The 23351-nt window shown below is 62.5% G+C and carries 19 protein-coding genes; 9 read left to right on the forward strand and 10 right to left on the reverse strand.

Going from position 1 to position 23351, the window contains the following annotated elements:
* The first annotated feature begins 50 nt into the window (after positions 1-50).
* The 3 genes from H7C86_RS18315 to H7C86_RS18325 all read left to right on the forward strand — a co-directional run bounded on the left by H7C86_RS18315 (position 51) and on the right by H7C86_RS18325 (position 3318).
* Positions 51-1904 (forward strand): galactan 5-O-arabinofuranosyltransferase, encoded by a 1854-nt coding sequence (locus H7C86_RS18315; protein ID WP_259349239.1) that lies wholly within the window; start codon positions 51-53, stop codon positions 1902-1904.
* Between the two features lie 73 nt (positions 1905-1977).
* Positions 1978-2586 (forward strand): TetR/AcrR family transcriptional regulator, encoded by a 609-nt coding sequence (locus H7C86_RS18320; protein WP_019746422.1) that lies wholly within the window; start codon positions 1978-1980, stop codon positions 2584-2586.
* A gap of 99 nt (positions 2587-2685) precedes the next feature.
* Positions 2686-3318 (forward strand): hypothetical protein, encoded by a 633-nt coding sequence (locus tag H7C86_RS18325; RefSeq protein ID WP_019746421.1) that lies wholly within the window; start codon positions 2686-2688, stop codon positions 3316-3318.
* 22 nt (positions 3319-3340) lie between these two features.
* Here the strand turns inward: H7C86_RS18325 and H7C86_RS18330 are convergent, their stop codons facing one another.
* A complete protein-coding gene (locus tag H7C86_RS18330) occupies positions 3341-4012 on the reverse strand; it encodes an MspA family porin (RefSeq protein WP_020968119.1) in 672 nt (223 codons plus the stop codon).
* 335 nt (positions 4013-4347) lie between these two features.
* Here H7C86_RS18330 and H7C86_RS18335 point away from each other — a divergent pair, with 335 nt between their 5' ends.
* The gene (locus tag H7C86_RS18335) at positions 4348-6180 is read left to right on the forward strand and encodes a glycosyl transferase (RefSeq protein ID WP_019746419.1); all 1833 of its coding nucleotides are present in this window, start codon (positions 4348-4350) and stop codon (positions 6178-6180) included.
* A 9-nt stretch (positions 6181-6189) separates the two neighbouring features.
* Here the strand turns inward: H7C86_RS18335 and map are convergent, their stop codons facing one another.
* The gene (gene map / locus H7C86_RS18340; RefSeq protein ID WP_029537381.1) at positions 6190-6954 is read right to left on the reverse strand and encodes a type I methionyl aminopeptidase; all 765 of its coding nucleotides are present in this window, start codon (positions 6952-6954) and stop codon (positions 6190-6192) included.
* Positions 6955-7003: 49 nt separating this feature from the next.
* Here map and H7C86_RS18345 point away from each other — a divergent pair, with 49 nt between their 5' ends.
* From H7C86_RS18345 to H7C86_RS18355, 3 genes are all read left to right on the forward strand, one after another.
* Positions 7004-7273, forward strand: coding sequence for a helix-turn-helix domain-containing protein (locus tag H7C86_RS18345; protein WP_003943854.1), 270 nt, complete (start codon positions 7004-7006; stop codon positions 7271-7273).
* A gap of 82 nt (positions 7274-7355) precedes the next feature.
* Positions 7356-10613 carry an arabinosyltransferase domain-containing protein gene (locus H7C86_RS18350; protein ID WP_182261990.1) on the forward strand — a complete coding sequence of 1086 codons (3258 nt, stop codon included), beginning with the start codon at positions 7356-7358 and terminating at the stop codon, positions 10611-10613.
* Positions 10614-10686: 73 nt separating this feature from the next.
* Positions 10687-13989 (forward strand): arabinosyltransferase domain-containing protein, encoded by a 3303-nt coding sequence (locus H7C86_RS18355; RefSeq protein WP_182261977.1) that lies wholly within the window; start codon positions 10687-10689, stop codon positions 13987-13989.
* Here the strand turns inward: H7C86_RS18355 and H7C86_RS18360 are convergent.
* Entirely contained in the window at positions 13986-14936 is a 951-nt protein-coding gene (locus tag H7C86_RS18360) for a DMT family transporter (RefSeq protein ID WP_172932457.1), read from the reverse strand. The two genes, H7C86_RS18355 and H7C86_RS18360, sit on opposite strands and share 4 nt — an antisense overlap.
* Positions 14937-15009: 73 nt before the next feature.
* Between H7C86_RS18360 and H7C86_RS18365 the strand changes: the two genes are divergently transcribed.
* Positions 15010-15909: a LysR family transcriptional regulator gene (locus tag H7C86_RS18365; RefSeq protein ID WP_141487962.1), complete on the forward strand. Its 900-nt coding sequence runs from the start codon at positions 15010-15012 to the stop codon at positions 15907-15909.
* Positions 15910-16059: 150 nt separating this feature from the next.
* Complete coding sequence (locus tag H7C86_RS18370; protein ID WP_182261978.1) at positions 16060-16836, forward strand: SDR family NAD(P)-dependent oxidoreductase; 777 nt, start codon at positions 16060-16062, stop codon at positions 16834-16836.
* Positions 16837-16887: 51 nt separating this feature from the next.
* Here the strand turns inward: H7C86_RS18370 and H7C86_RS18375 are convergent, their stop codons facing one another.
* The 7 genes from H7C86_RS18375 to fabG form a co-directional block, all read right to left on the reverse strand.
* Positions 16888-17223: a response regulator transcription factor gene (locus H7C86_RS18375; RefSeq protein WP_182261979.1), complete on the reverse strand. Its 336-nt coding sequence runs from the start codon at positions 17221-17223 to the stop codon at positions 16888-16890.
* On the reverse strand, positions 17133-17903 hold the full coding sequence (locus H7C86_RS18380; protein ID WP_182261992.1) for an autoinducer binding domain-containing protein: 771 nt from the start codon (positions 17901-17903) through the stop codon (positions 17133-17135). The genes H7C86_RS18375 and H7C86_RS18380 overlap by 91 nt, the downstream gene beginning before the upstream one ends.
* A gap of 304 nt (positions 17904-18207) precedes the next feature.
* Positions 18208-19728 carry a sodium:solute symporter gene (locus H7C86_RS18385; RefSeq protein ID WP_134998589.1) on the reverse strand — a complete coding sequence of 507 codons (1521 nt, stop codon included), beginning with the start codon at positions 19726-19728 and terminating at the stop codon, positions 18208-18210.
* A gap of 1 nt (position 19729) precedes the next feature.
* Entirely contained in the window at positions 19730-20029 is a 300-nt protein-coding gene (locus H7C86_RS18390) for a hypothetical protein (protein WP_134998590.1), read from the reverse strand.
* On the reverse strand, positions 20026-21396 hold the full coding sequence (locus H7C86_RS18395) for an ArgE/DapE family deacylase (protein WP_182261980.1): 1371 nt from the start codon (positions 21394-21396) through the stop codon (positions 20026-20028). The genes H7C86_RS18390 and H7C86_RS18395 overlap by 4 nt, the downstream gene beginning before the upstream one ends.
* A 297-nt stretch (positions 21397-21693) precedes the next feature.
* Complete coding sequence (locus tag H7C86_RS18400; RefSeq protein ID WP_042950310.1) at positions 21694-22464, reverse strand: GntR family transcriptional regulator; 771 nt, start codon at positions 22462-22464, stop codon at positions 21694-21696.
* Between the two features lie 103 nt (positions 22465-22567).
* Complete coding sequence (gene fabG / locus H7C86_RS18405; protein ID WP_042950308.1) at positions 22568-23347, reverse strand: 3-oxoacyl-ACP reductase FabG; 780 nt, start codon at positions 23345-23347, stop codon at positions 22568-22570.
* Positions 23348-23351: the final 4 nt, after the last annotated feature.

Genomic DNA, 23351 nt, shown 5'->3' on the forward strand with positions numbered 1-23351 from the left:
AACTTTCGACCCCGTCGCCGTGGCGTAATGCCGCGGCGACGGTGGTGGAAATGGCCCTCGGAGCGCTGGTCGCCGCTGTTGTAGCCGCTGTCGGGCTCTTTGCTTTCGGCCGAGTGCAGTGGCCGGCGTTCACGTCTTCCAACGTCACGCAGGCCGTCACGACGGTGCTGCAGGTGCTCTGCATCGCAGTGGTCGGTGTTGCGGTTCTGATGTTCCGCACCCGCAAGGCCGAGCGGGTCGCAAAACTCCTCTCGTGGGCAGGGCTCTCCGGTTTCGTCACCACGACGCTCGGACTTCCCCTGGCCGCGACGAGTCTGTATCTGCACGGCGTCTCGGTCGATCAGCAGTTCCGGACCGAGTACCTGACCCGGCTGACGGATTCGGCTGCGCTGCAGGACATGACGTACGTGGATCTGCCGCCGTTCTACCCGGCCGGCTGGTTCTGGATCGGTGGACGCGTCGCGAACCTGCTGGGCATGGACGGTTGGGAAGCCTTCAAGCCCTACGCGATCGGCTCGCTGGCTGTCGTCGCCGTCGTCGCACTCGTGTTGTGGACCAAGCTGATTCGACGCGATTGGGCCGTAGTCGCAGCGTTGGCCGTCACTGCCGTCGTGTTGGCGTACAACGCCCCCGAGGCGTACGGCGCCGTCATCAACCTCCTGATCCCGCCGGTGCTGATCCTGGCGTGGGGGGCTCTCGATCGCCCGGGTGCCTCTCGATTTGCCGGAGCCGGCGCAATTCTCGGGACGGGCCTGTTCCTCGGTTTCGCCGCAACCGTCTACACGCTGTACCTCGGATTCGCCGCATTCGCCGTGACTCTGATGGCAGTCGTTGCCGCAGTACTTGCCGCCCGCGCTCAGAACACGTGGAAAGCCGCACTGGGTCCCCTTGTCAGGCTCGCCGCAATCGCGATGATCTCGGGTTTGGTCGCTCTGACGGTCTGGGCGCCCTACCTGTTGAAGGCACTCTCGGGTGCCACTGCAGAATCCGGCACGGCAATGCACTACCTCCCCGATTCCGGTGCGGTACTGCCCTTCCCGATGCTGAGTTTCTCGCTCGTCGGCGGACTGTGCCTACTCGGCACGGTCTGGCTGATTTCTCGTTTCCTCTTCTCCCGCCGCGCCCGGGCACTCGGTATCGGTGTCATTGCTGTGTACCTGTGGGCACTGCTGTCCATGACGTTCACCGTCGCCGGCAGTACGCTCCTCGGCTTTCGACTGGAGCCGGTCCTGATCGGACTCCTTGCGGCCGCCGGCGTGTTCGGATTCTTCGAGTTCGCCGGTTGGATCGTCCTGGCCACCAGCGAAAATCCCCGCGTCAAAGCGGTACTGGTTGCACTCGGTGTCATCGGAGCCATCGCCTTCGCGCAAAACATCCCGCAGGTGCTGGCGCCGGATATCGCTGTGGCATACAGCGATACCGACGGCAACGGCGAGCGCGGGGACAAGCGACCTCCCGGGGCAGAAGCCAATTACGCGGACATCGACCGGATCATCCGCGAACAGTTGGGACGTGAACCCCATGACACGGTGGTACTCACCGCCGACATCGGCTTCCTGAGCTTCTACCCGTACTTCGGTTTCCAAGGTCTGACGTCGCACTACGCAAACCCCCTCGCCGATTTCCGTGCCCGCGCCGCACTGATCGAGCAGTGGTCGGAACTGAAGACCCCTGACGAACTGATAGCTGCGCTGGACGCGTCGCCGTGGCGCAGTCCCGACGCCTTCGTCTTCCGGCAGGGCGCCGACGGGTACACGCTGCGGTTGGCCGAGGATGTCTATCCCAACGACCCGAACGTCCGCCGCTACACGGTCACGTTCCCCAAGGAACTGTTCGACGATCCTCGTTTCACAGTCACCGAGCAGGGTCCGTTTGTGGTCGTTACCCGCTCTGACGCGATCTAACCAGGAGATACGTCACAAAAGGCTTACCGTCGGGGTCGTTGACGCGACCCCGACGCACCCCTAACTTCATACCGTGACCCGAACCGATGCCCGAGCGGCAATGATCGATGCAGCCGAGCGTCTGGTTGCCGAACGAGGTCTGGCCGCTCTGACGCTTCGTGATGTTCAGACCGAAGCCGGACAGGCCAACAAATCGGCTGCGCAGTATCACTTCGGTTCACGTGAAGGTTTGCTGGCGGCCGTCGTCGAGTCCAGAATGCGACCTGCCGGTGAGCGTCGACGCGAGTTGCTCGACACGATCGATCTCGACGCGAATCCACCGACGATGCGTGCCCTCGTCGAGGCTCTCGTCCTGCCGTTGGCGGAACAGACCATCTACCGCGAGGGCACGTTGTACGCACGGTTCCTGGTGCAGTCGATCTTCGACCCGGCCATGTCGTCGACCATCCGTGATCACATGCAGGCCGAGAGTTTCCGCGAAGTTCAGCGGCGGATAGTCGCTGCGTCCTCGTTGCCGGCAGAGATCGCCGAACTTCGGGCGGCAACTCTGACCGTGCTCGCCGTCGTCACTTTTGCCACGTGGGAGGGTCGCGTCGACAGCCGAGAACGTGCTCACGTGATTGTTGCCGACCTGATCGAAAGTTGCCTCGGAGCACTCTCGGCCCCGGCTGCGCAAATCTGACACGCTGTCCGGCGAGTTTGTTTCCGAAACTGCCGGGGTACTCAGCCCCTCCAAGCGCAGTCGAGCAAACGGCCGCATCAACCACCGGCGGGGTAGGTGATGACAGTGAGCGAACTCGTTACGCAAAGCCGCGAGCTTGTACCGCATCGTGCAGTTCTCGATTCCGCAGAACATGTTCTGGTCATTGCGCGCGGCAAACCGTTCGGGCGCGAGCAGGCCTTCCACGAAGTGTTGAGCGTCGCGATTCGCAATCGCATCGAAGTACTCACTCTGGCAAGGGCTCTCATCGACGTTTCCGAGTCCCGCGACTACCGCGCGATCCCGACCGACACCGCACACACCGTTGCGGTGCTCGAATGGGGTGAGCTACTCGAGATCCCGACCGAACACCACGAGAAGTCCAGAGCCGAATCGGCTGGAGACGCCGATGAAACGAACGACTTCGACGATCCGATCGAGCCGGAGTATCTGGTCGAGACCGACGTGGGCGGACGCGTCGTCTTCGTCGCCCTCGCGTTCACGATCGGCGGGATAGTCGGATTCTTCGCGCACGACTGGGCGCTTCTGCTTCTGATCACCGCCGTGTACCTCGTGTGGATCGCGGCACGGCTGGTCGCGAAACTCGTCAGTGTTTCCCGCAGTGCCCATTGGGCGGACGCCGAGCCTATTCGTGGCACCGATTCGACAACTCACAACGCGGAACGCTCCCACCACCACGCTGTTGCAGCGTGAGGGCGGGAGCGCCGGTACTGCACTACAACCGTTGCGGCACACCGTAAGTGACGACGGTATCGCCATTCGACGTGACAGCCTTCGCGTAGGGCCTGATGGTTACCGGCCCGATTGCTCCCTGTACGTATCCGTGAACTCCGGAGAGCCGGACGGCTGCTTCAGGTCCGTCGAATTCCTGGTCTTCGAGTAGCGCGACGTCGGTGATACCGCCCGGCGCCAGATCGACGTCAAGTTCCTGTGAAGGAATGATGTCGCCGCCGATGGCGAACCCGTTCGAAATGTCCAGGCCCAGTTCGAAGTCCGGAACCAGACCGATACCGAGGTTGGTTCCACTCTCGACAGCCCAGTCGAGACCGGGGCTATTGAGAACAACCGTCGCGCCGGTCAACGCGATCGGGTAGCCGATTTGATAACCGATCGTCAGCTTCGTGCCGGTGAAACTTGCTGCGTCCGGCCCGTCGATCTTCACGCCGGCAACCCCGTCGTGGAAGAACTCGACACTCAGCGGTGAGCTGTCGAGAGGCGGAAAGACGTGGATAGCGGTATCAGCCTGATAGACCTCTATCCGATTTCCTTTGACGTCGGTGATCGAACTGGTGTTGTCGACGCCTGCCGACGCCGTCCCACCCCCCAGGACAACGGCCAGTAAGGCCACTGCTCCCACTGCGCTACTGCGAACTGCTGTCTTCGACATGCACAAGCACCATCCCATCCGGTATAGGCCCCGGACGTAGGTTCCAACTCTTCGTCGAGGATGGGATTCGTCGGGGCTGCCTGAACAAACGCGAGCAAGATCCTTGTTGCGATACCCCGGTCACGAACCCGTCAAACGATGCACGAAAACATTACTTTCCGGACAAGTCGGGTGGCCCGGTTTGTCCCGTCGACTGCGCCCGCTCGCGGACGCGAACCGTTTTGTTCGTTACTCTGACAGAGGAAGTTATCGAATCGAGACCTAAATAGGCCACCCCGAACTTCTGAGAACTGCCACTTCAGGGATGGGCGCCAGCACCGAAAGGCACCGACTGCATGACCGAGACCTTGCCCGACGTCCAACTGCTCGAAGAAGCACGTCCAGGGCGAGTCCGTTCAGCAGTGCGACGCTCGGTCGTCCAGCGCGGGCGTCTTGTCGACCTCGCGATCATGGCGACGTTCACCGTTGCGGCGATCTACGTGATGTCGAACCTGTGGAGCGATCTGCAGTCCGGCTATCTGTTCAACGCGGGCCGCGACCAGGCCATGTGGGAATGGTTCTTCGCCGATACCGCTCACGCCCTCGCCCAGTTCCGCAGCCCGCTGTTCAGTGACCTGCAGAATTACCCGCTCGGCGTGAACCTGATGGCCAATACCGCGATGTTCGGCATCAGCATCCCGCTGGCCCCGATCACGCTGATCTTCGGACCGACGGCCACGTATGCGATCGGGCTGACCGCCGGCCTCGGCGGCACTGCCATCGCTTGGTACTGGGCATTCTCGCGGCACGTACTTACCGGCGTCTCCGTCCGCTCCAAGATCGCGGCCGCCGTCGGAGCGGGGTTCTGCGGATTTGCGCCCGCCATGATCTCGCATGCCAACGGCCACCCGAACTTCGTCGCGTTCTTCGTACTTCCGTTCATCTTCTTGCAGGTAGTGCGCATCTCGAACGGCAAGCGTCCGGTTCGCGACGGAATCGTTCTCGGCCTACTCGTCGCGTGGCAGATCTTCCTCGGCGAAGAGCCGCTCCTCATCTTCACGATGTCAGCCATGGTGTTCGGCGCCGCCTATGCACTGCCTGACCTGGCCAAGTCGCGCCAGGCGATCAAGCGCGCGATGCCCGGTCTCGTGATCGGCGGCGCGGTCACACTCCTGATCACCGCGGTGCCGCTGTGGTCGCAGTTCTTCGGCCCTGCGAGCTACGACGGCGTCTCACACGGTCAGGCAGGCAACGACACCGCTGCACTCACCACGTTCCCGACCGAATCGGTTGCGGGTGATCCCGAGGGCGCGGAGTTCCGAATGAACCCGACCGAGGAGAATGCGTACTTCGGATGGCCGTTGGTGCTCCTGCTTCTCGGTGCAACGGTGTGGCTGTGGCGCATCCGCCTGACCCGCGCTGCCGCCGCCGTGATCGTGGTGATGGGTGTGCTCTCGCTCGGTTCGGAACTGACCATCGACGGTGACAAGACCGGCATCACCCTGCCGTGGAAACTCCTCGCCGACTTGCCGTTGTTCGAATCGGTGCTCGAATCCCGATTCGCCATGGGCGCGATTCCGGCGATCGGACTGTTGCTCACCCTCGGCACCTACCGCGCTTTTGTCGAACTTCGTGGACCGCGCCGCACGGCAGCCGGTGTCTGGCTGGTGGCACTCGCCGTCGCGATGATTCCCCTGATCCCGACCCCCATCGACGCCGATCAGCGATCTGCGACGCCCGAATTCATCACCAGCGGCTCGTGGGAGAACTACGTCAGCGACGGCACCCTGGTGACGGTCCCTGTCGCGAGCGCCGAAGACGCCCGCGCACTGAGCTGGCAGGTCGACGCCGACTTCGGCTTCCCCATCGCCGGCGGATACTTCGTCGGCCCGGATTCGAAGACCCGCGCCGGAATCTACGGCGCCGAGTCCCGGCCCACCTCGACTCTGCTGGTCAATGCCAAACAAACCGGCAAGGTCCCGTTGATCGACGTGGGCACCAGAGCCAACGCACTGACCGACCTGCGGTACTGGCACGCCGACGTACTCGTGCTTCCCCGATTCTCCGGCGACGACGCCCTGCGCCACACGGTCGACGAGCTGGTCGGCTTCGACGCCAAGCGCGTCGACGACGTGTGGGTGTGGGACGTACGAGACCTCGTTAGCGGCAAGACCTCCAACCAGAGCTGAGCGGGTTGATCAGCGGGTCATGATCACCGGACCGTCTTCGGTGATCGCGACAGTGTGCTCACTGTGCGCAGCCCTGGCGCCCGAAACGGTGCGAAGGGTCCACCCGTCGGCGTCGTGCCGGTAGTCGTCGGTTCCGTCGGCTATGAGCATCGGTTCGATGGCGATGACCAGGCCGGGCCGTAACCGGAAGCCTTTGCCTGCTCGACCTTCGTTGGGCACGTCCGGGCCTTCGTGCATCTCGCGGCCGATGCCGTGCCCACCGTGATCGGCGAGCATTCCGTATCCGAGGCCGCGCGCGTACTGTCCGATCGCGGCACCGATGTCGCCCAATCGGTTTCCGGGCTGGGCGGCGGCAATGCCACGGGCAAGTGCCTCATCGGTCGCGTCGATCAGTGCCTGATCCTCACTACTTCCCTGTCCGACGGTGAAGCTGATGGCAGAATCGCCGCACCAGCCGTCGAGTCTCGCACCGCAGTCGATACTGATCAGGTCACCGTCACGGAGTCGGTACCCATTCGGGATACCGTGCACCACAGCATCGTTCACGCTGATGCAGGCGACGCCGGGAAAGGGTATCGGCGCCGTCGCCGGCCGATAATTCAAGAACAGCGCCGAGGCGCCGGCAGCCGAAATGACCTCCGCGGCAACGGCGTCCAATTCGAGCAACGTCACTCCGACGCTCGCCGCCTCACGCGCCGCAGCCAGCGCCTGCGCGGTGATTCTCCCCGCCGCCGCCATCGCGTCGATTTCCCCTGCGGTCTTGATTTCGACCATTTCGAACACCTTCCTTGTCGAATAACTATACCGGTATTACTATAAGCACATGGTGCGCGTGCCGCTGACGGCGGAAGAACTCGAACGAGGACTACGACTGGGTGAACTCCTGCGATCGGCGCGGGGGGACCGAAGCATGGTTCAGGTAGCGCTCGACGCCGGTATTTCCGTCGAAACGCTGCGCAAGATCGAAACCGGACGCATCGCGACACCCGCCTTCTTCACCATCAGCGCGGTCGCGGAAGTGTTGGGTATTTCACTCGACACCATCGCCCGAACACTTGAAACACCACAATCCGAACAGGAAGTTGCATCCTGAGTAGTTCTCTCAGGATGTGTGGGCCCGCACTCGCCTAACATCGTTCCTTGTGCCGTCTGAAGTAGTAGTGCCCCCGAAACCCGTGCCCACTGGCCCCGAAGCTCCCCGAGAATCGGATTCCCAGAGAGTCCGGACGGCACGACTCATCGCGATAGTCACCGGCCTTCTTGGCCTGCTTCTTGCACTCGCGACGCCGTTCCTGCCCGTCAAGCAGGAAGCCGCGAGCATCGACTGGCCGCAGGGTGGGACCGTCAACAGCGTCTCGTCGCCGCTGATCTCCTACTCGCCCACATCGCTGGACATCAGCATTCCCTGTTCCACCCTGGACCAATTGGGCGGCAGCGGCGGCACACTGCTCTCGACCATGCCGAACGGTGCGCCGGACCGAAACGCCCGCGGCCTCACCGTCCGCACCACGGCCGACCGCCTGGAAGCACTCACTCGCGATTCGGTGCTGATCTCGGCTCCGCTCGATCAACTGAGCGGGTGCACGGCGATCACCATCACGACCAACTCCGAGCAGACCGTCGCGGCGGTCACCGGAATCGACGGCGTCGGCACCACCCTGACCGGTGACTACCGGCCACAGGTTGTCGGCATCTTCACCGACCTGCAGGGCGCAGCGCCCGCCGGACTGTCCGCCCACATGGACGTCGACTCGCGGTTCTCGTCCAGCCCCACACTTCTCAAACTGTTCGCGATGATCGTCGCGGCACTCTCGACCATCGTCTCGCTGTACGCACTGCACCGGATCGACGGCGCCGACGGCCGTCGTGCCCGGCGGTTCCTTCCGGCACGGTGGTGGAAGTTCACCGGCATCGACGCCCTGGTGATCGGCACGCTGGCGCTCTGGCATGTGTTCGGCGCCAACACTTCCGACGACGGTTATCTGCTCGGCATGGCCAGAGTCTCGGAGCACTCCGGGTACATGGCGAACTACTTCCGTTGGTTCGGCGTCCCCGAAGCGCCGTTCGGTTGGTACTACGACGTGCTGGCGCTGTTCGCGAAGGTCAGCACCGCGAGCATGTGGATGCGCCTGCCCGCATTGATCGCCGGCATTCTGTGCTGGATGGTCATCAGCCGCGAGGTGATACCGCGACTCGGTGTTGCGGTGCGCCGCAACAAGGTTGCCATCTGGACGGGCGGGCTCGTGTTCCTGGCCTTCTGGTTGCCGTACAACAACGGCCTGCGTCCCGAACCCATCATTGCCCTCGGCGCCCTGCTCACGTGGTGCTCCATCGAGCGCGCCATCGCCACCGGACGTCTGTTGCCCGCCGCGATGGCCGTGCTGATCGCCGCATTCTCGCTGGCCGCCGGGCCTTCCGGGCTGATCGCCATCGGCGCGCTGATCGCCGGAGCCCGGCCGATCCTGCAGATCCTGATCGCCCGCGGCAAACGCGTCGGCTTCCTGTCCCAGGTCATGCCGATCCTCGCAGCCGGAACCGTGGTTCTTGTCGCAGTCTTCGCAGATCAAACCCTCGCAACGGTTCTCGAATCCACCAGGGTGCGAACCGCCGTCGGGCCGAACGTTCCGTGGTTCGAGGAGCGGTTGCGGTGGGACGCACTGATGACCATCTCCCCCGACGGCTCACTGTCCCGCCGCTTCGGCATGTTCGTCATGATCGTCGGACTCGTCTTCTGCGTCATGATGATCCTGCGCAAGGGCCGGATCCCCGGCACCGCGATCGGGCCCTCGCGCCGAATCCTCGGCATCGTGTTCGCGTCGCTGCTCCTGATGCAGTTCACCCCCACCAAGTGGACTCACCACTTCGGTGTGTACGCCGGTCTGGCCGCTACGGTTGCCGTGCTCGCCGCCGTCGGCGTGAGTGCGTCGAGCATGCGTTCCAAACGAAACCGCGCGCTGTTCGCCGCGGGCATCCTGTTCATCCTCGCTGTGGCGTTCACCAGCTCCAACGGCTGGTGGTATGTCTCGAGTTACGGCGTCCCGTGGTGGGACAAGCCGCCGTCAATCGCCGGCAAGGGATTCTCGACGGCCTTTCTCGGTCTGACAATCCTCGCGCTGCTGTTGGCAGCTTGGTACCACGTCATGGAGCCGCGCGAGCGAAACGGTGCGGAAGACAGCGTCAAGAAGACAAGGCGACTTCGCCTTCTCGCCCCGTCACCGTTGACCATCGCGGCCGGAGCCGTCGTGCTCTTCGAGGTGCTGTCCCTACTCAAGGGAGCGGTCGCTCAGTACCCCGCGTACTCGATCGGCAAGTCCAACATCGAATCCGTCTTCGGCGGAAGCTGCGGTCTCGCGGGTGAGGTACTCGTGGAATCCGATCCCAACACCGGCGTCCTGCAATTGCTGGACAGGCCCACCGACCTCGCCGGCGCCGGAGCTTTCGGTGCAAGCGAATCGACCGGATTCTCGCCGGACGGAGTCGCCGGCGACCTCACCGCAGACGCCGAGGACTCGACGGCGGGCAGTGCAAACAGCCTCGACACCACGACCTCTCAGTCCGGCACCACCAGCACGCCCGGAACCGGATCCGGAACCGCTGGCGGCTCGCAGTCGACCTCGGGCGTGAACGGCAGCAACGTCGCGCTCCCGTTCGGGCTCGACCCCGCAAAAACGCCGGTGCTCGGTAGTTACGGAGCGCCCCAGAACGCGTCACTGACCACCGGTTGGTACTCACTGCCCGAGCGCAACGACGCCGCGCCGCTCCTCACCGTCGCCGCGGCCGGACGAATCCGCTACGTCAACTCCGACGGCATCGTCACCCCCGGCGCGGTCTTGCAGGTCGAATACGGCAAGAAGCAGGCCGACGGAAGCGTCGACGCGCTGGGACGAGTCGATCCGATCGACATCGGCCCGTCGCCGTCGTGGCGCAACCTGCGCGTTCCGATGGATCAACTGCCCGCCGACGCCGACACCGTGCGTCTGGTGGCCAGTGACACCGACATCAGTGCCGACCAGTGGCTGGCAGTGACACCGCCGCGAGTGCCGACCATGCGCACGCTGCAGGACGTCGTCGGATCCACCGATCCGGTGCTGATGGACTGGGCCGTCGGTCTGGCCTTCCCGTGCCAACGTCCGGTCGATCATCTGTACGGCGTCGCCGAGATCCCCGAGTGGCGCATTCTGCCCGACCGCATCGGCGCGGAGTCCACCAACGCCTGGCAGGACCACTACGGCGGCGGACCGCTCGGTTGGACCAGCGAACTGCTCTCGGCCAGGGCATTGCCCACCTACCTGGACAACGACTGGGACCGGGACTGGGGTTCGCTCGAGCAGTACACACCGCTCGATCCGGACGCGATTCCCGCGCAAATGAACGTCACCACCGAGACCCGGTCGGGCACCTGGACACCGGGCCCGATTCGTTACCAGTCGTAACTGTTACGCGTGGACCTACCAACCACCCAGGCACGGTAGGTCCACGCTCAGCCCTGACATACCATCGGTAGCCGTGCCCGACGCCGTGACAGCTTCACCCCAGACTTCGAGTTCGCCGCCTCCTGCTGGTCAGGATGCCCGCGAGCGTTTCCATCGCACTCGATGGGTTGCGATCATCGCCGGCTTGCTCGGCTTCGTACTCGCACTGGCAACTCCGCTGCTTCCTGTCGTGCAGACGACGGCGACGGTCAACTGGCCACAGAACGGCGTGATCGGCGACGTCGAGGCACCGCTGATGGCGCAGGTTCCCATCGACGTCAACGCGTCGATCCCCTGCACCGCGGTCAGCTCGCTCCCCGAGGGCGGCGGCATCCTGATGTCGACGGCACCTGCTCAGGGCGACGGCGCCGCGCTCTCGTCGATGTTCGTCCGCGTGTCCGCTACCAGCGTCGACGTGCTAGATCGCAACGTCGTCGTCGCTTCGGCAGCGCGCGAGGACGTCGAGTCGAGTCGCTGCGGCGCCATCGCGTTCAGCTCTGACATCAACCGGACCTCGGCAGAGTTCGTCGGCCTGACGTATCCCGACGGCAACCCGATTCGTGGCCAGCTCGACGGCGACTTCCGCCCGCAGGTGGTCGGCGTCTTCAGCGACCTGCCCGACGGCGCTGCCCCCGAGGGGCTCGGCTTCTCGATGACGATCGACTCGCGTTTCTCGTCGAGCCCCAGCGTCTTGAAGCTGGTCGCGATGATCGTGGCAGTCCTCTCGACCATCGTCGCGCTGGTCGCCCTGGCTCGCCTCGACGGCACCGACGGCCGCAAGCACCGACGCTTCCTGCCCGAACGCTGGTGGAAGTTCTCCGGTATCGACGGAGTTGTGGTCGGCACGCTGGTCGTCTGGCACTTCATCGGCGCGAACACCGCCGACGACGGTTATCTCCTGACCATGGCCCGAGTCTCGCCGGACGCGGGATACATGGCCAACTACTTCCGTTGGTTCGGCGTTCCCGAGGCCCCGTTCGGCTGGTACTACGAAGTCCTGGCCGTGATGGCGAAGATCTCGACGGCGAGCCCGTTCATGCGTCTGCCCGCTCTGCTCGCCGGAATCCTCTGCTGGATGGTGATCAGCCGCGAGGTCGTCCCGCGTCTCGGCCGGGCGGTCCGCCGGAGCAACGTCGCCCTCTGGACCGGCGGTCTGGTATTCCTGTCCTTCTGGCTGGCGTACAACAACGGTCTTCGCCCCGAGCCCATCGTGGCTCTCGGCGCACTGCTCACCTGGTGCTCCATCGAGCGCGCCATCGCCACCGGACGCCTGCTGCCCGCGGCCACGGCAATCTTGATCGGCGCCTTCACTCTTGCCGCCGCACCCACCGGATTGATGTGTATCGCAGCCCTTCTCGCCGGTGTGCGCCCGTTGGTGCGCATCGTCGTCAAGCGTCACCGACTGGTCGGCACACTGCCGCTTCTCACTCCGATCGCCGCTGCCGGAACCATCGTGCTGGTGGTCATCTTCGCCGACCAGACCTTTGCCGGCGTCATGGAAGCCACGCGCGTCCGAACGATCATCGGGCCCAATCTCGAGTGGTACCAGGACTTCCTGCGCTACTACTACCTCTTCGTCCAGACGGTCGACGGCTCGGTTGCCCGACGCTTCGCGTTCTTGACGATGATCCTGTGCCTCTTCACGACGCTCTTCGTGTTGTTGCGGCGCGGCCGCGTCCCCGGCGCGGCAACCGGTCCGTCGTGGCGCCTGGTCGGCGTCGTCTTCGGCACGATGTTCCTGATGATGTTCAACCCCACCAAGTGGACTCACCACTTCGGTGCGTACGCGGGCATCGCCGGTTCTCTCGCCGCGCTGACCGCCGTGGCTGTGTCCGCGTCTGCCCTGCGCTCGCGTCGTAACCGATCGGTGTTCGTGGCCGGACTGCTCCTGATGCTCGCGTTGACGTTCGCCGGCATCAACGGCTACTGGTACGTCTCGAGTTACGGCGTTCCGTGGTTCGACAAGACCATCTCCTACGACGGCCGTGAATCCAACACACTGTTCCTCGCGCTCTTTGCTCTCGCCTTGGCCTTTGCCGCCTGGCAGTACCTGCGTGAGGGATTTGCTGCCCCGCCCGAGAAGCCGAACACGGCCAAGGGCAGACGAATTCGCAAATTCGCGGCCGCTCCGCTCACCGTGATTGCCGGTCTGATGGTCCTGTTCGAGGTGCTCTCGCTACTCAAGGGCGCAGTGTCGCAGTACCCGGCGTACTCGCTGGGCCGAAGCAACATCGAGGCACTCGCGGGCAAGACCTGCGGCATGGCCGAGGACGTTCTGGTCGAGACCGACGTCAATTCCGGGAATCTGCGGCCTCTGCCCGCTCCCGGATTCAACGCCGAGGATCCGTTGTCCGGAGTTGATTCGAAGGGCTTCTCCCCCAATGGGGTTCCCAGCGATCTGACCGCCGATTACATCGAAGTCAAGCAGGGCATGGGTAATACCGACAGCCAGAGTGTCGGCCCCACCTTCGCCACCGGTTCCGGCGCCGGAACCAGCGGCGGCACCGGTAACCTCGGCGTCAACGGCAGCACGGCCAAGCTCCCCTTCGGCCTCGATCCGTCGAAGACACCGGTCATGGGCAGCTACCAGCCCGGCGTGCAGGAACCTGCTTCCCTCATCTCGAGTTGGTACGGATTGCCCACTCGCAGTGAAGAATCACCGCTGGTGGTCATGTCCGTGGCGGGCCGCGTGTGGTCCGTCGACAACACCGGTGCGATCACGTACGGCCAGTCGCTTCTGGTCGAGTACGGCAAGACTCAGCCCGACGGAACCGTGCAGGTTCAGGGTTCGTACATGCCGCGAGACATCGGCCCGGCGCCGTCGTGGCGCAACGTCCGTATCCCGATCGACGAACTCGCGCCAGATGCCGACGCCGTTCGGGTGGTCGCGTTCGATCCCAACCTCACGGGCGATCAGTGGATGGCATTCACGCCGCCGCGCGTGCCCAAGCTCGAGTCCCTGGACTCGTACATCGGCAGCGAGCAGCCGGTTCTCCTGGACTGGGCTGTCGGCCTTCAGTTCCCGTGCCAACGTCCGTTCACACATCAGAACGGTGTGGCCGAGATGCCGAACTTCCGCATCCTCCCGGACCGTCCCCTGGCCGTCAGCTCCACCGATACCTGGCAGTCCGCAGACAACGGTGGACCGCTCGGATTCACCGAGGTCCTCGCCGGTGCTACGACGGTTCCGACGTACCTGAAGGACGACTGGGCACGGGACTGGGGATCACTCGAGCGCTACGACCGGTACTTCCCGAATGCTGTTCCGGCAGAGGTGGAGACGGGCACCGCAACCCGCTCGGGCATGTGGATGCCCGGCGAGATGCGAGTGCACTAGCCTGCGCTACCTACTCGGGTGACTGCTCGGGTGCGACGTACGGAGACGGCCGAGACCGCTCCGACAACGACGACGCACCCGAGTAGTTGCCCAACGCCTGGCCGTTCGCCGAGCAGCACAACCGCCAGCAGCACGGCGAGGACCGGTTGCATGAGCAGGAGCGTCGCGCCCACCTCGGCGGGAAGCCGAGGGAGCGAGTGCCCCATCAGCATCCAGCCGAACACCTGGCCGACCAGCGCCAGTGCCGCGAGCCAGCCGAACGCTTCCCAACCCGGGACGAAATCGATCCGGCCCCACAGCGATCCGATGACGGAGCCGGCGATGCCCGCGGACGTCGTCGAGATCAACACCTGGCTCGCGGCCCGATCCGCCTCGCCCGTACGGCCGACCACGAAGATGTAACCGCCGTACGCGATTCCGGAGACGAGCGAGAGCGCCGTTCCCCACAGCAAGTCGTCGCCGGTTCCCCCGCTCCCGAACACGCCGCCCGCCAAGGCGATTCCCGTGAACATGAACGGTAGGGCGAAGACGAAGCGCATCGGAACCCGATTGCCGAATACCAACCAGGACAGTGCGGGCACCACAATCACCTGCACGTTCACGACGACGCTTGCCATACCCGCGCCGATCATCAGAATCGACTGCGACCACAACGCAAAATCCAGTCCGAGCAACAGACCGCCGAGCACCTGCAGAACGACTGCCCGCCGGCTCGGTTTGCCCACCCGGCGGTACTCTCGCCACGCCAACCACAACAGCGGCGGCAAGGCCAGGAAGCAACGGAAGAAAACGGCGGTCGAGGGCCCGACATCAGCCAGCTTGATGAGGAGCGAACTGATCGAGATCGCGGCTGCGCCTCCGACGACCAGCAATCGAGGGTCGATACGCCCCCGAGGAGTTCTGGTGGATGTCGGTGTCTGCGCAGTCACGGAGGTCAGAGTGGTCATTCGACAATGTTCCTGCCGCTAACTATTCAGCACAAGCAAATGTTCAGACCGTATATTCGGTAGCATTACTACTGTGTTGAATCTCGAAAGACTCCGCGCCCTGCACGCTGTCGCCGAGAACGGATCAGTAGCGGCTGCCGCCCGCACCTTGCATGTCACACCCTCCGGAATTTCGCAGCAGTTGAACAAGCTCGAGCGAGAGGTCGGTGTTCCGCTCCTCGAACCGCAGGGCCGCGGTGTGCGACTCACAGAAGCGGGCCGGATCCTCGCGCGCCGAACCGCAGAGGTTCTCTCGACGCTCGCCCAGGCCGAGGCGGAAATCGCGTCGCTGCAGAGCGAGGTGACGGGCCGCGTACGCATCGGGGCCCTGGTCTCCCCCAGCAGGACAGTGCTGCCGCGAGCCATCGCCGAGATCAGGCACGCGCACCCCCAGCTCGAAATCACCTTCAACGAAGGCGAATCCGAAGAACTGCTCCCCGCACTGATTCGCCGCGACCTCGACGTCGTGGTGGTCGACAGTTGGAGCACTCTGCCCGTCGAACTTCCCGACGGAGTCTCCTTCACGCCCGTGTACGACGACGTGGCGCTGCTCGCTCTCCCCGCGTCACATCCGCTGGCGGAGAACAAGGTCGTCGCGCTCAGCGAGCTGTCCGAGCATGCCTGGGCTACGTGGACCCGGGGAACGGACTTTCACACCTTCACCGTCAGGACCCTGCGCGCGCAGGGGTTCGACCCACGAATCGAGTACGAAGTCGCCGAGTTTCCCACCCAGGTCGAATTCGTAGCTCAGGGCCTCGCCGTCGCTTTGATCCCGCGCCTGGCGAGAGTTGTACCACCGGAAGGTGTTCGAATGCTCGACACGATTCCGCCGCTCGGCCGAGACATCTACCTCGCCTGGCGGACCGACAGCGAGAGGCCCGCCGTTCTGGCGGCGATAGAAGCGCTGCGCCGCCAGTTCGATCTTCTGGGATGAACCTCAGTGATCACTTCGCCAACCCGTTCCGTCGAATGACGGACACCGCTGGCCAACAGCATGATGTTTGGGGGCCAACCGACCGATACCCTTTGTCATACATGCCTTTTAGGCTCGGAGTTATACACCCCTTCGAGCACCAGGAGCATCATGATCGATCTGACCGGCAAAGTTGCACTCGTAACGGGGGGCTCTTCGGGTATCGGCAGGGCTATCGCTGAAACGCTGTCGGCAGCGGGTGCGCGAATCGTGGTCGCCGATCTTTCCGAACAACCGCGAGAGGGTGGACCCACGACTACGGAGTTGCTCGAATCGCGTGGAGGAGTGTCCGAACACGTCCACCTCGACGTCTCGGACAGCACAGAAGTGACAACCGTCTTCGCCGAGACCTCTCAGCGACACAACGGAATAGACATACTCGTAAATAACGCCGGCATTCTCGTCGCCGGAACTGTCCTCGAAACCGACGACGACCTGTGGCGTCGACAGATGTCGATCAATCTTGACGGCACGTTCTATTGCACCAGGGAGATGATCCGACAGCTTCGCGCAATCAATCGAGGTGGAAAGATCGTGAACATCAGTTCCATCAGCGGGTTTCGAGGAAACCCCGGCTTCGCGGCCTACTGCGCCTCGAAGGGCGCGATCGTCAACTTCACACGACAGGTAGCGCTCGACTACGCACCTTTCGGCATCAACGTCAACGCTGTAGCCCCAGGATTCGTGACGACTGCGATGACGGATTCCTACGACCAACCAACACGCGAGATATTGACCGGCCAAACCCCGAGGAGGCAGTGGGCCACTCCGAAAGATATTGCAAACGCTACTTTGTTCCTGGCATCCGATCTCTCCGATCATGTAGTCGGAGAGAATATCCTGGTCGACGGGGGTTGGACCATCGGCACTCCGACGGGCGGACAGTAGCAAAATCGTCGGGCGGTCTCGGTGTCGAGCGACGCCGAGACCGGTGCGTTGTCACCGCAGCGGCAGGACAATACCTTCAGCTGTCGCGATTCCCGCGGCCGCCACTCGTGAGTGGCAGTCGAGTTTGTCAAGTATGCGTTCGACATGTGTTGCAACAGTGCGATGACTCGCATGTAATTCTCTGCCAATTTCGGCGTTACTGAGCCCGCGGGCGAGATACGTGAGTACCTCGAGTTCACGAGCCGTCAGATTCCGGGGCGCCTTCTCGCGACGAAGCGTCACCAGCGATCCTGCAGCTACGGGCGTAACCGACATACGCATCGTATGTCCGTCGGGCGAAACCCAATAGAGACTTCGAGGGCCGCCGAGGGCAACTGCAATACGCATTTGTTGGTACAGCGCACCATCCTCGTGAGATGTTCTCCACGCGCCGTGCCCTGAACATCGGACACCGATCCTTCGTCGGTCAAGAATGCAGTTTCTTCCGAACCATCGACCAACAGTTCCCAACTGCCCCCATCGTTTGCCCGCAAACCGTCGGTCAGCGCCGCGATGAGGGGCTGAACAGCGAGCAAACAGTCGACGGCCGCGTCACTCAACGGAACCGGAAACGTTGTGCTCAGATGAAGTGAGCCTGTATATCGACCGTCCCGTGTGAACAGACAAGTCGTGACTCCTTCGTTGAAACCGGAAGGTTGAAAGACCTCTCGCGCACTGAAGTTGTCAGCATAATTCGGAATATCGCACCAGCGCAGCGGCCGCGAACGTCGAAATCGCATAGCGAGAAAGGCGGGGTCGTCGACGGTGAACCCCTGATTGAGATACGAACTCACTTCTCCCGGGTAATCCGATGCTGCAACGGTGAAGTGACGCTGCTTTCCCATGTCGAAACTCGCGATCGATGCGGCCTCGAACGGTATCTCCTCGTTCAGCCGATCCATGACCGCGGATGCCCTCTGGCTGACAGGTGCATTTTCTATGCATATCGACGCGATGTCCGCCACAGTGGCGAGCGTGTGATGAGTGAGCGCCATGTCGTCATCCTCACTTCGATCGATGCGCGCCAAGTGACGACAATCGACCAGTCGGTTTCTCGTGCACAATCCCAGCGAAAGTTGAAGCGCATCAGGACTTTTCCACGGGATTCAACCGAAGATTTATCGGCTGATAGCACCGTAGGATACCGCGGAACCACGCTTTTCGGGTGACAATGACCGCCTTACCAAGACAGTGGGCCGCCTCGCAGGGCGATCATCATCAGATCACTCGCACTCGGCCGGAGCCGCTGCCCGAGGATTCCGCGAAACGGACCCCGAACAGCGACTCCGACCGAATAGTGAGAACTAGGCGATGGGTGTGAACGTCATGCAGTCAGGACGCTCGCAGTGCGCCGTCCTGTCGCACACGCACCGGGCTCCGACCGGCCTCGAAAAGGGTGTCGACGCGACGACGATCTGCGTCGGTCCGACCGGTGATCGCCGAGACCGACAGGAAGACAACGAGGTTCACTGCCATTCCGACTATACCGGCGGTGAGCCCACCGAGGCCCGCAATGTCGTCAGGGTAGATCCATGTCAAGATCACCGCGACGCTGAACCCGGAGAGCATGCCGGCAACTGCACCGTGCTTGTTACCACCGCGCCAGAAGAGTCCCAGAAACAGAGGAATCGACAATTGCACGATCCCCTGGTAGGAGATCTGAGCAAGGAGCTGCAAACGCGCCATGTCGAACGTGAGATACGCGACGACACCGGCGACCGCCATGAATACGACCATGCTGGACTTTGCAACTGCCGTCAGCTGTCGATCCGAGAGCGGACGCTGTTCCGAATTGATGATGTCGTTCGCAATCTGCAGACCGCACACCTGGACGCTGCCGTCGATATGCCCCATCGATGCTGCGAAAACAATCGTGACCGCCAGTCCCAGCATCCATGTTCCACCATATTGGTACATCAGGGTGAACCAACCATTCTGCGGCGCCTCGTGCACTTCTGCAATTGTCGACGCCGCGAGTCCCACAAGCATCAACAAGCTGTAGAAGACCCCCGAGATCAAGACGGTGCGGATAGTACCCGCCTTGACTGCTCGCACTCCGGATGCTGTGTAGATACGCTGGAAACTTGTTGGCCAACAAAGTGATCCGACAACACCGGTGAAGATCAATGCAAAGAGGTAGAAGGGCCCGTATGCGTCGCCGTCGCCTGGTACCCGCAGCATCTCCACCGGCAGTTCCGCCAACGCCCCGAAGCTGATGGGTGATCCACCAAATCCGACGAGCATGAGCAGACACACCAATCCGGCAACCACGTAAGCGACTATCCCCTGGAACAGGTCGGTCATGATAAGCCCGCGCATGCCCATCTTGACTGTCCAGATCTGGCGAACGACGATGAGTGCCAAGCCGACCAACAGGCAGGTTGTGACGGACCATTTGCCTTCGCTGGCAACTTCGAGGAGTTGCCCCAGCGCTTGCATTCCGAGCACCACCCACGGAAACAACGACACCACACCGATCACACTGGCAACCTTCTTGACCAATGTCGAGTCGAACCGCAGCCCGAGAAGGTCTGGTTGTGAACGTAATTCGTATCGAGCTCCCCATCGCCAGGCCTTTGTGGCCATGAAATACATCATCGCAACGCCTAGCCCCGAGTAGGCCAGTCCGTAGAATCCGAATACTCCGGCACCCGCCGCCAAACCGAAGAAGGCGATGAAAACCGCACCCGGCCACCAAGAATTGACGTAGGACATCGCGACGAACCATGGACCATAGCTACGACCACCCACCGAATACTCGGTGAAGGACGGCGCTTCGCTGCGCTTGGTGGCGTAGAGGATATAGACGACGACAGCATAGAAGACTGTCAACATTCCGAGCATGATCAACATGTCATTCTCCAGTCGGCGAACTCGGTGACCCAACGGAGGGGCCGGATACCACAGCGAAGTCCTCGTCCAACTCGCCCCTGATGCCTTCGACCAGATAGAGCGCCCACAGACTCAGCCCGACCAACAACCCGTCGAAGAGCCAGTAGAAGATACTGAACGGCAGCCCCAAGATTCGTGTCGAGACGCCACTTGCTGCGAGATACAACGGAGGAAACAGCGCAAGCAGAAGGCTTATGCCGTACAGGAAACCGAATGTCACATGAATTGTTCGCGGCTCGAGTTGCCGAATGAACTTTTTCATTCTGCCTGCTCCTCTAGTCCGCACCAGTCGATTGCAAGGGCGGCAAAAGTTCTTGCAGCAGTATGAACTTCGTCGATCAGACAGTACTCGTCATCTGCATGAGACACCCGCAGGTCCCCGGGGCCATAACTGATCGCGGGAACGCCTGCCATCGTGAGAAAGGAAGTATCCTCAACCGCACAGAAGCCGGCAACGGTTGGCGCACCGGCAAACCGTGTCCCACCTGCGGCAGCGATGTGGGCCTGGGAGATCGCTTGGGTGATCTCAGCTGCCGACTCTCCCGGGTCGTTCGCCGGCCAACTGAGTTTCCATTCGACGGTCGGCGGATTGTCCCGCAGCCAGCCGTCGGTCCGCGCTATCGATTCGATTTGCGCCTCGATCTCCTGCTTGACTGTTTCAGGGTCGTCCTGAGGTGGATACCAAACGCAGTACTCGATGGTCATGTATTCCGACAGGATGAACGGCACAAGCACTCCGTGTGGACCGCCCGTCACCACACCGGGATGAATCGAGAAATGCCCAGGAGCGAAGAGCGGGTGCGTCTTCGTGAATGCCCATTCTTCCTCGAGGCGTTGAAGTGCCTGAAAGACGAGAAACCCCTTGTCGATTGCGTTGACGCCAACATTGGATCCGCCACCGCCGGCTCTGATCGTCTGACCACGCATTGACGAGTGAGTAGCTTTACCCGCTACTGTCACCGAGAACCAGAGCAGACCTGGGGTCACCGGGATTACTCCGAGTTGAGTCGGACCGCTCGGTTCGGCCACGACAGCAGCATCAGCCCGATACCCGCGTTCAAGGGTCGACGAGATCCCGCACTCGTGGTCCATGACCTCTTCCCCGACAACCGCCTGAATGATCAGATCGCCACGAAGCGAGATGCCGGCACGTTGCAGAGCCTTGACCGCGAAAGCCTGTGCGACCAGCCCTGCTTTCATATCGCTTGCGCCGCGCCCCCACACTCGGTCACCGTCAATTCGGCCAGAGAACGGGTCTCCAGATTCCCACCGCGCAACATTTCCCGGGGGTACGACGTCGACGTGCCCGTTGTAGATCAACGAACGCCCACCACCGGAGCCGGAAACAGTCCCCACAGCGTTGGTCCGCTTGGCCTCGACTTCCCATCTCTCCACATCGGCGCCACTGTCCTGATAGATCTCGGACAGCACGTTACTGACTTTGCCTTCCAGACCTACGACTTGGTCGTAGCTCTGGCCGGGATATTTCGGATTCACGCTGGGAATAGCGATGATCTCCGACAACACTGTGACCATGTCCTCAGCCAACGCATCGACAGCGTCGAACGCGCGACGTTTCGCTGCCACTTCGGATGAGGGTCCGGACAACTCCGTGGGATTGCTCACCATGTGCTCCTGAATGTAGGTGAATCGACTTGAACCAGAAAGAGTCCCGTGCATTCGTGGACGGAATACTCACTGCGGCAGCAGATTCGCCGCGAGTAGACAAAGACTAGATGTGAACAAGGTCACGCAACATCAGCAACTCGACCCCAGATGTGCACCTACGGGGACACGTTCATCCGTCAACCAACGGATCCCTGGATTGTCCGACACACAGCCCACACTCTGATCCACCAAGGCTTCGGCACCGACTGGCAGCCTGATCACGCAATCTGACGCTATCTCGTTCTATTACAAGAGAACTCAGGATTCGGAGTCGGTTCGAACTTCCAGGACGGTGGTTGTTGCCTCTCTTCGTCCAACCGATCCCCGGGCAGTGACCGAGATTCGAGTTCGATCAGCGCGAAACAGGTCACGTGAGTATTCGAACGGAATGCCCGACTGGTCTCGGGTGGTGCGCGTGATCAACAACAGAGCAGCATCGACGCGGGTCCCGAGAACCGACGCCTCAGTCGTGGTGGCGTTGACAGCTTCGATCTGCTCCTCGGCGGCACCGGGAACCAAACCGTATGCCTGCTCCATCAATTCGTAGAGCGAGCCGCCGAGAGGACGCTCCAGCAGGCCCGGAAACCTACCAGCCGGGAGTTGTACGTGTTCCAACGAGATGGGAGACCCGTCGGCGAGCCGAATGCGTCGAATATCGATCACGAACTCGCCCTCGCCCAAACCCAGCGCATCTTGCGCGCTTCGGTCGGGAACGGTCATTTGAGTGGACAGGATCCTGCTGCCGGCCACGTATCCTTGGCTCGCCAGATACGCGGGCAACCCGATGACACCGGAGAGATCTCGCTCGACCGTTGCATGACTGATGAACGTGCCGCCGGAACGCCCGATCGCTCGACGAACGACCCCGGCTTCCTCCAATGCAGCAAGAACCTGCCGCAGACTCGAGCGGCTGACTCCGTAGTGTTCTGCCAGTTCCCGCTCGCTCCCGAGCCGCGACCCGGGAGGCAATGCTCCGGAATTGATCTCGGCCACGATTCGCCGCCGGACCTCCTCAGTTTGCGCACCCATGGGGCAGCCTCCTGAACATGGCGGGTATTCGGTCTGACCAAATAATAGCCGTGCGCGGCGACGACGGATTCACCGGGGACAGGTGAATCCGTCGTCGCTTGTCTTACATTTCGCCGAGCGCCATCGCCGACTCCGGAAGGACCTGTCCCCCATCCACGATCAACGACTGACCGGTGATGTACGCGGCTTCGTCCAGGGCAAAGAACAGCGCGGCATTGGCGATATCCTCGACGCTGCCCAGACTGCCGGCCGGGACACTGGACGCCATTTCGTCCAGATACTGCTGTCCCAAACCGTCGAGCCCCTCGGTGATCACATTGCCGGGCAAGACGGCGTTGATCGTGATCTTCTTCGGGGCCAACTCAATGGCAGCAGTTCGGATGAAGCCCATCTGCGCGGCCTTGCTTGCCCCGTAGTGCGACCAACCCGGATACCCGGTCACGGGTCCGGTGATCGACGATGTCACGACGACCCTTCCATGCCCGGAAGTTTCGAGCCACGGCATGCACGCTTGCACGGCGTGGATGGTGCCCTTGACGTTGACGCCGAATACGCAGTCCATGTCCTCCGAGGTCATCTCCCCCAGCCGCTTCGACGGGAAGATCCCAGCATTCGCGCACAACACGTCGATTCCTCCGTGTCGCTCGGCCGCAACTTCCGCCATACCGGCCAAGGAGTCAGGATTCGTGACGTCGACTTGAAGTGTGGAGACAGTGCCAGGAAGATCATTCAAACCCTCCGCGGCACGTTCGAGAGTCAGAGCGTCTCTCGCGGTCATGAGCACATTTGCCCCTGCGCGCGCGAATACCCGAACCATTCCCAAGCCGATGCCCTTGCTACCGCCGGTGACGACGACCGAACGACCTTCAATGGAGTTGAACATTTGG

The sequence above is a fragment of the Rhodococcus sp. UFZ-B548 genome (assembly GCF_903819475.1).
GTDB classification, from domain to species: domain Bacteria; phylum Actinomycetota; class Actinomycetes; order Mycobacteriales; family Mycobacteriaceae; genus Rhodococcus_F; species Rhodococcus_F erythropolis.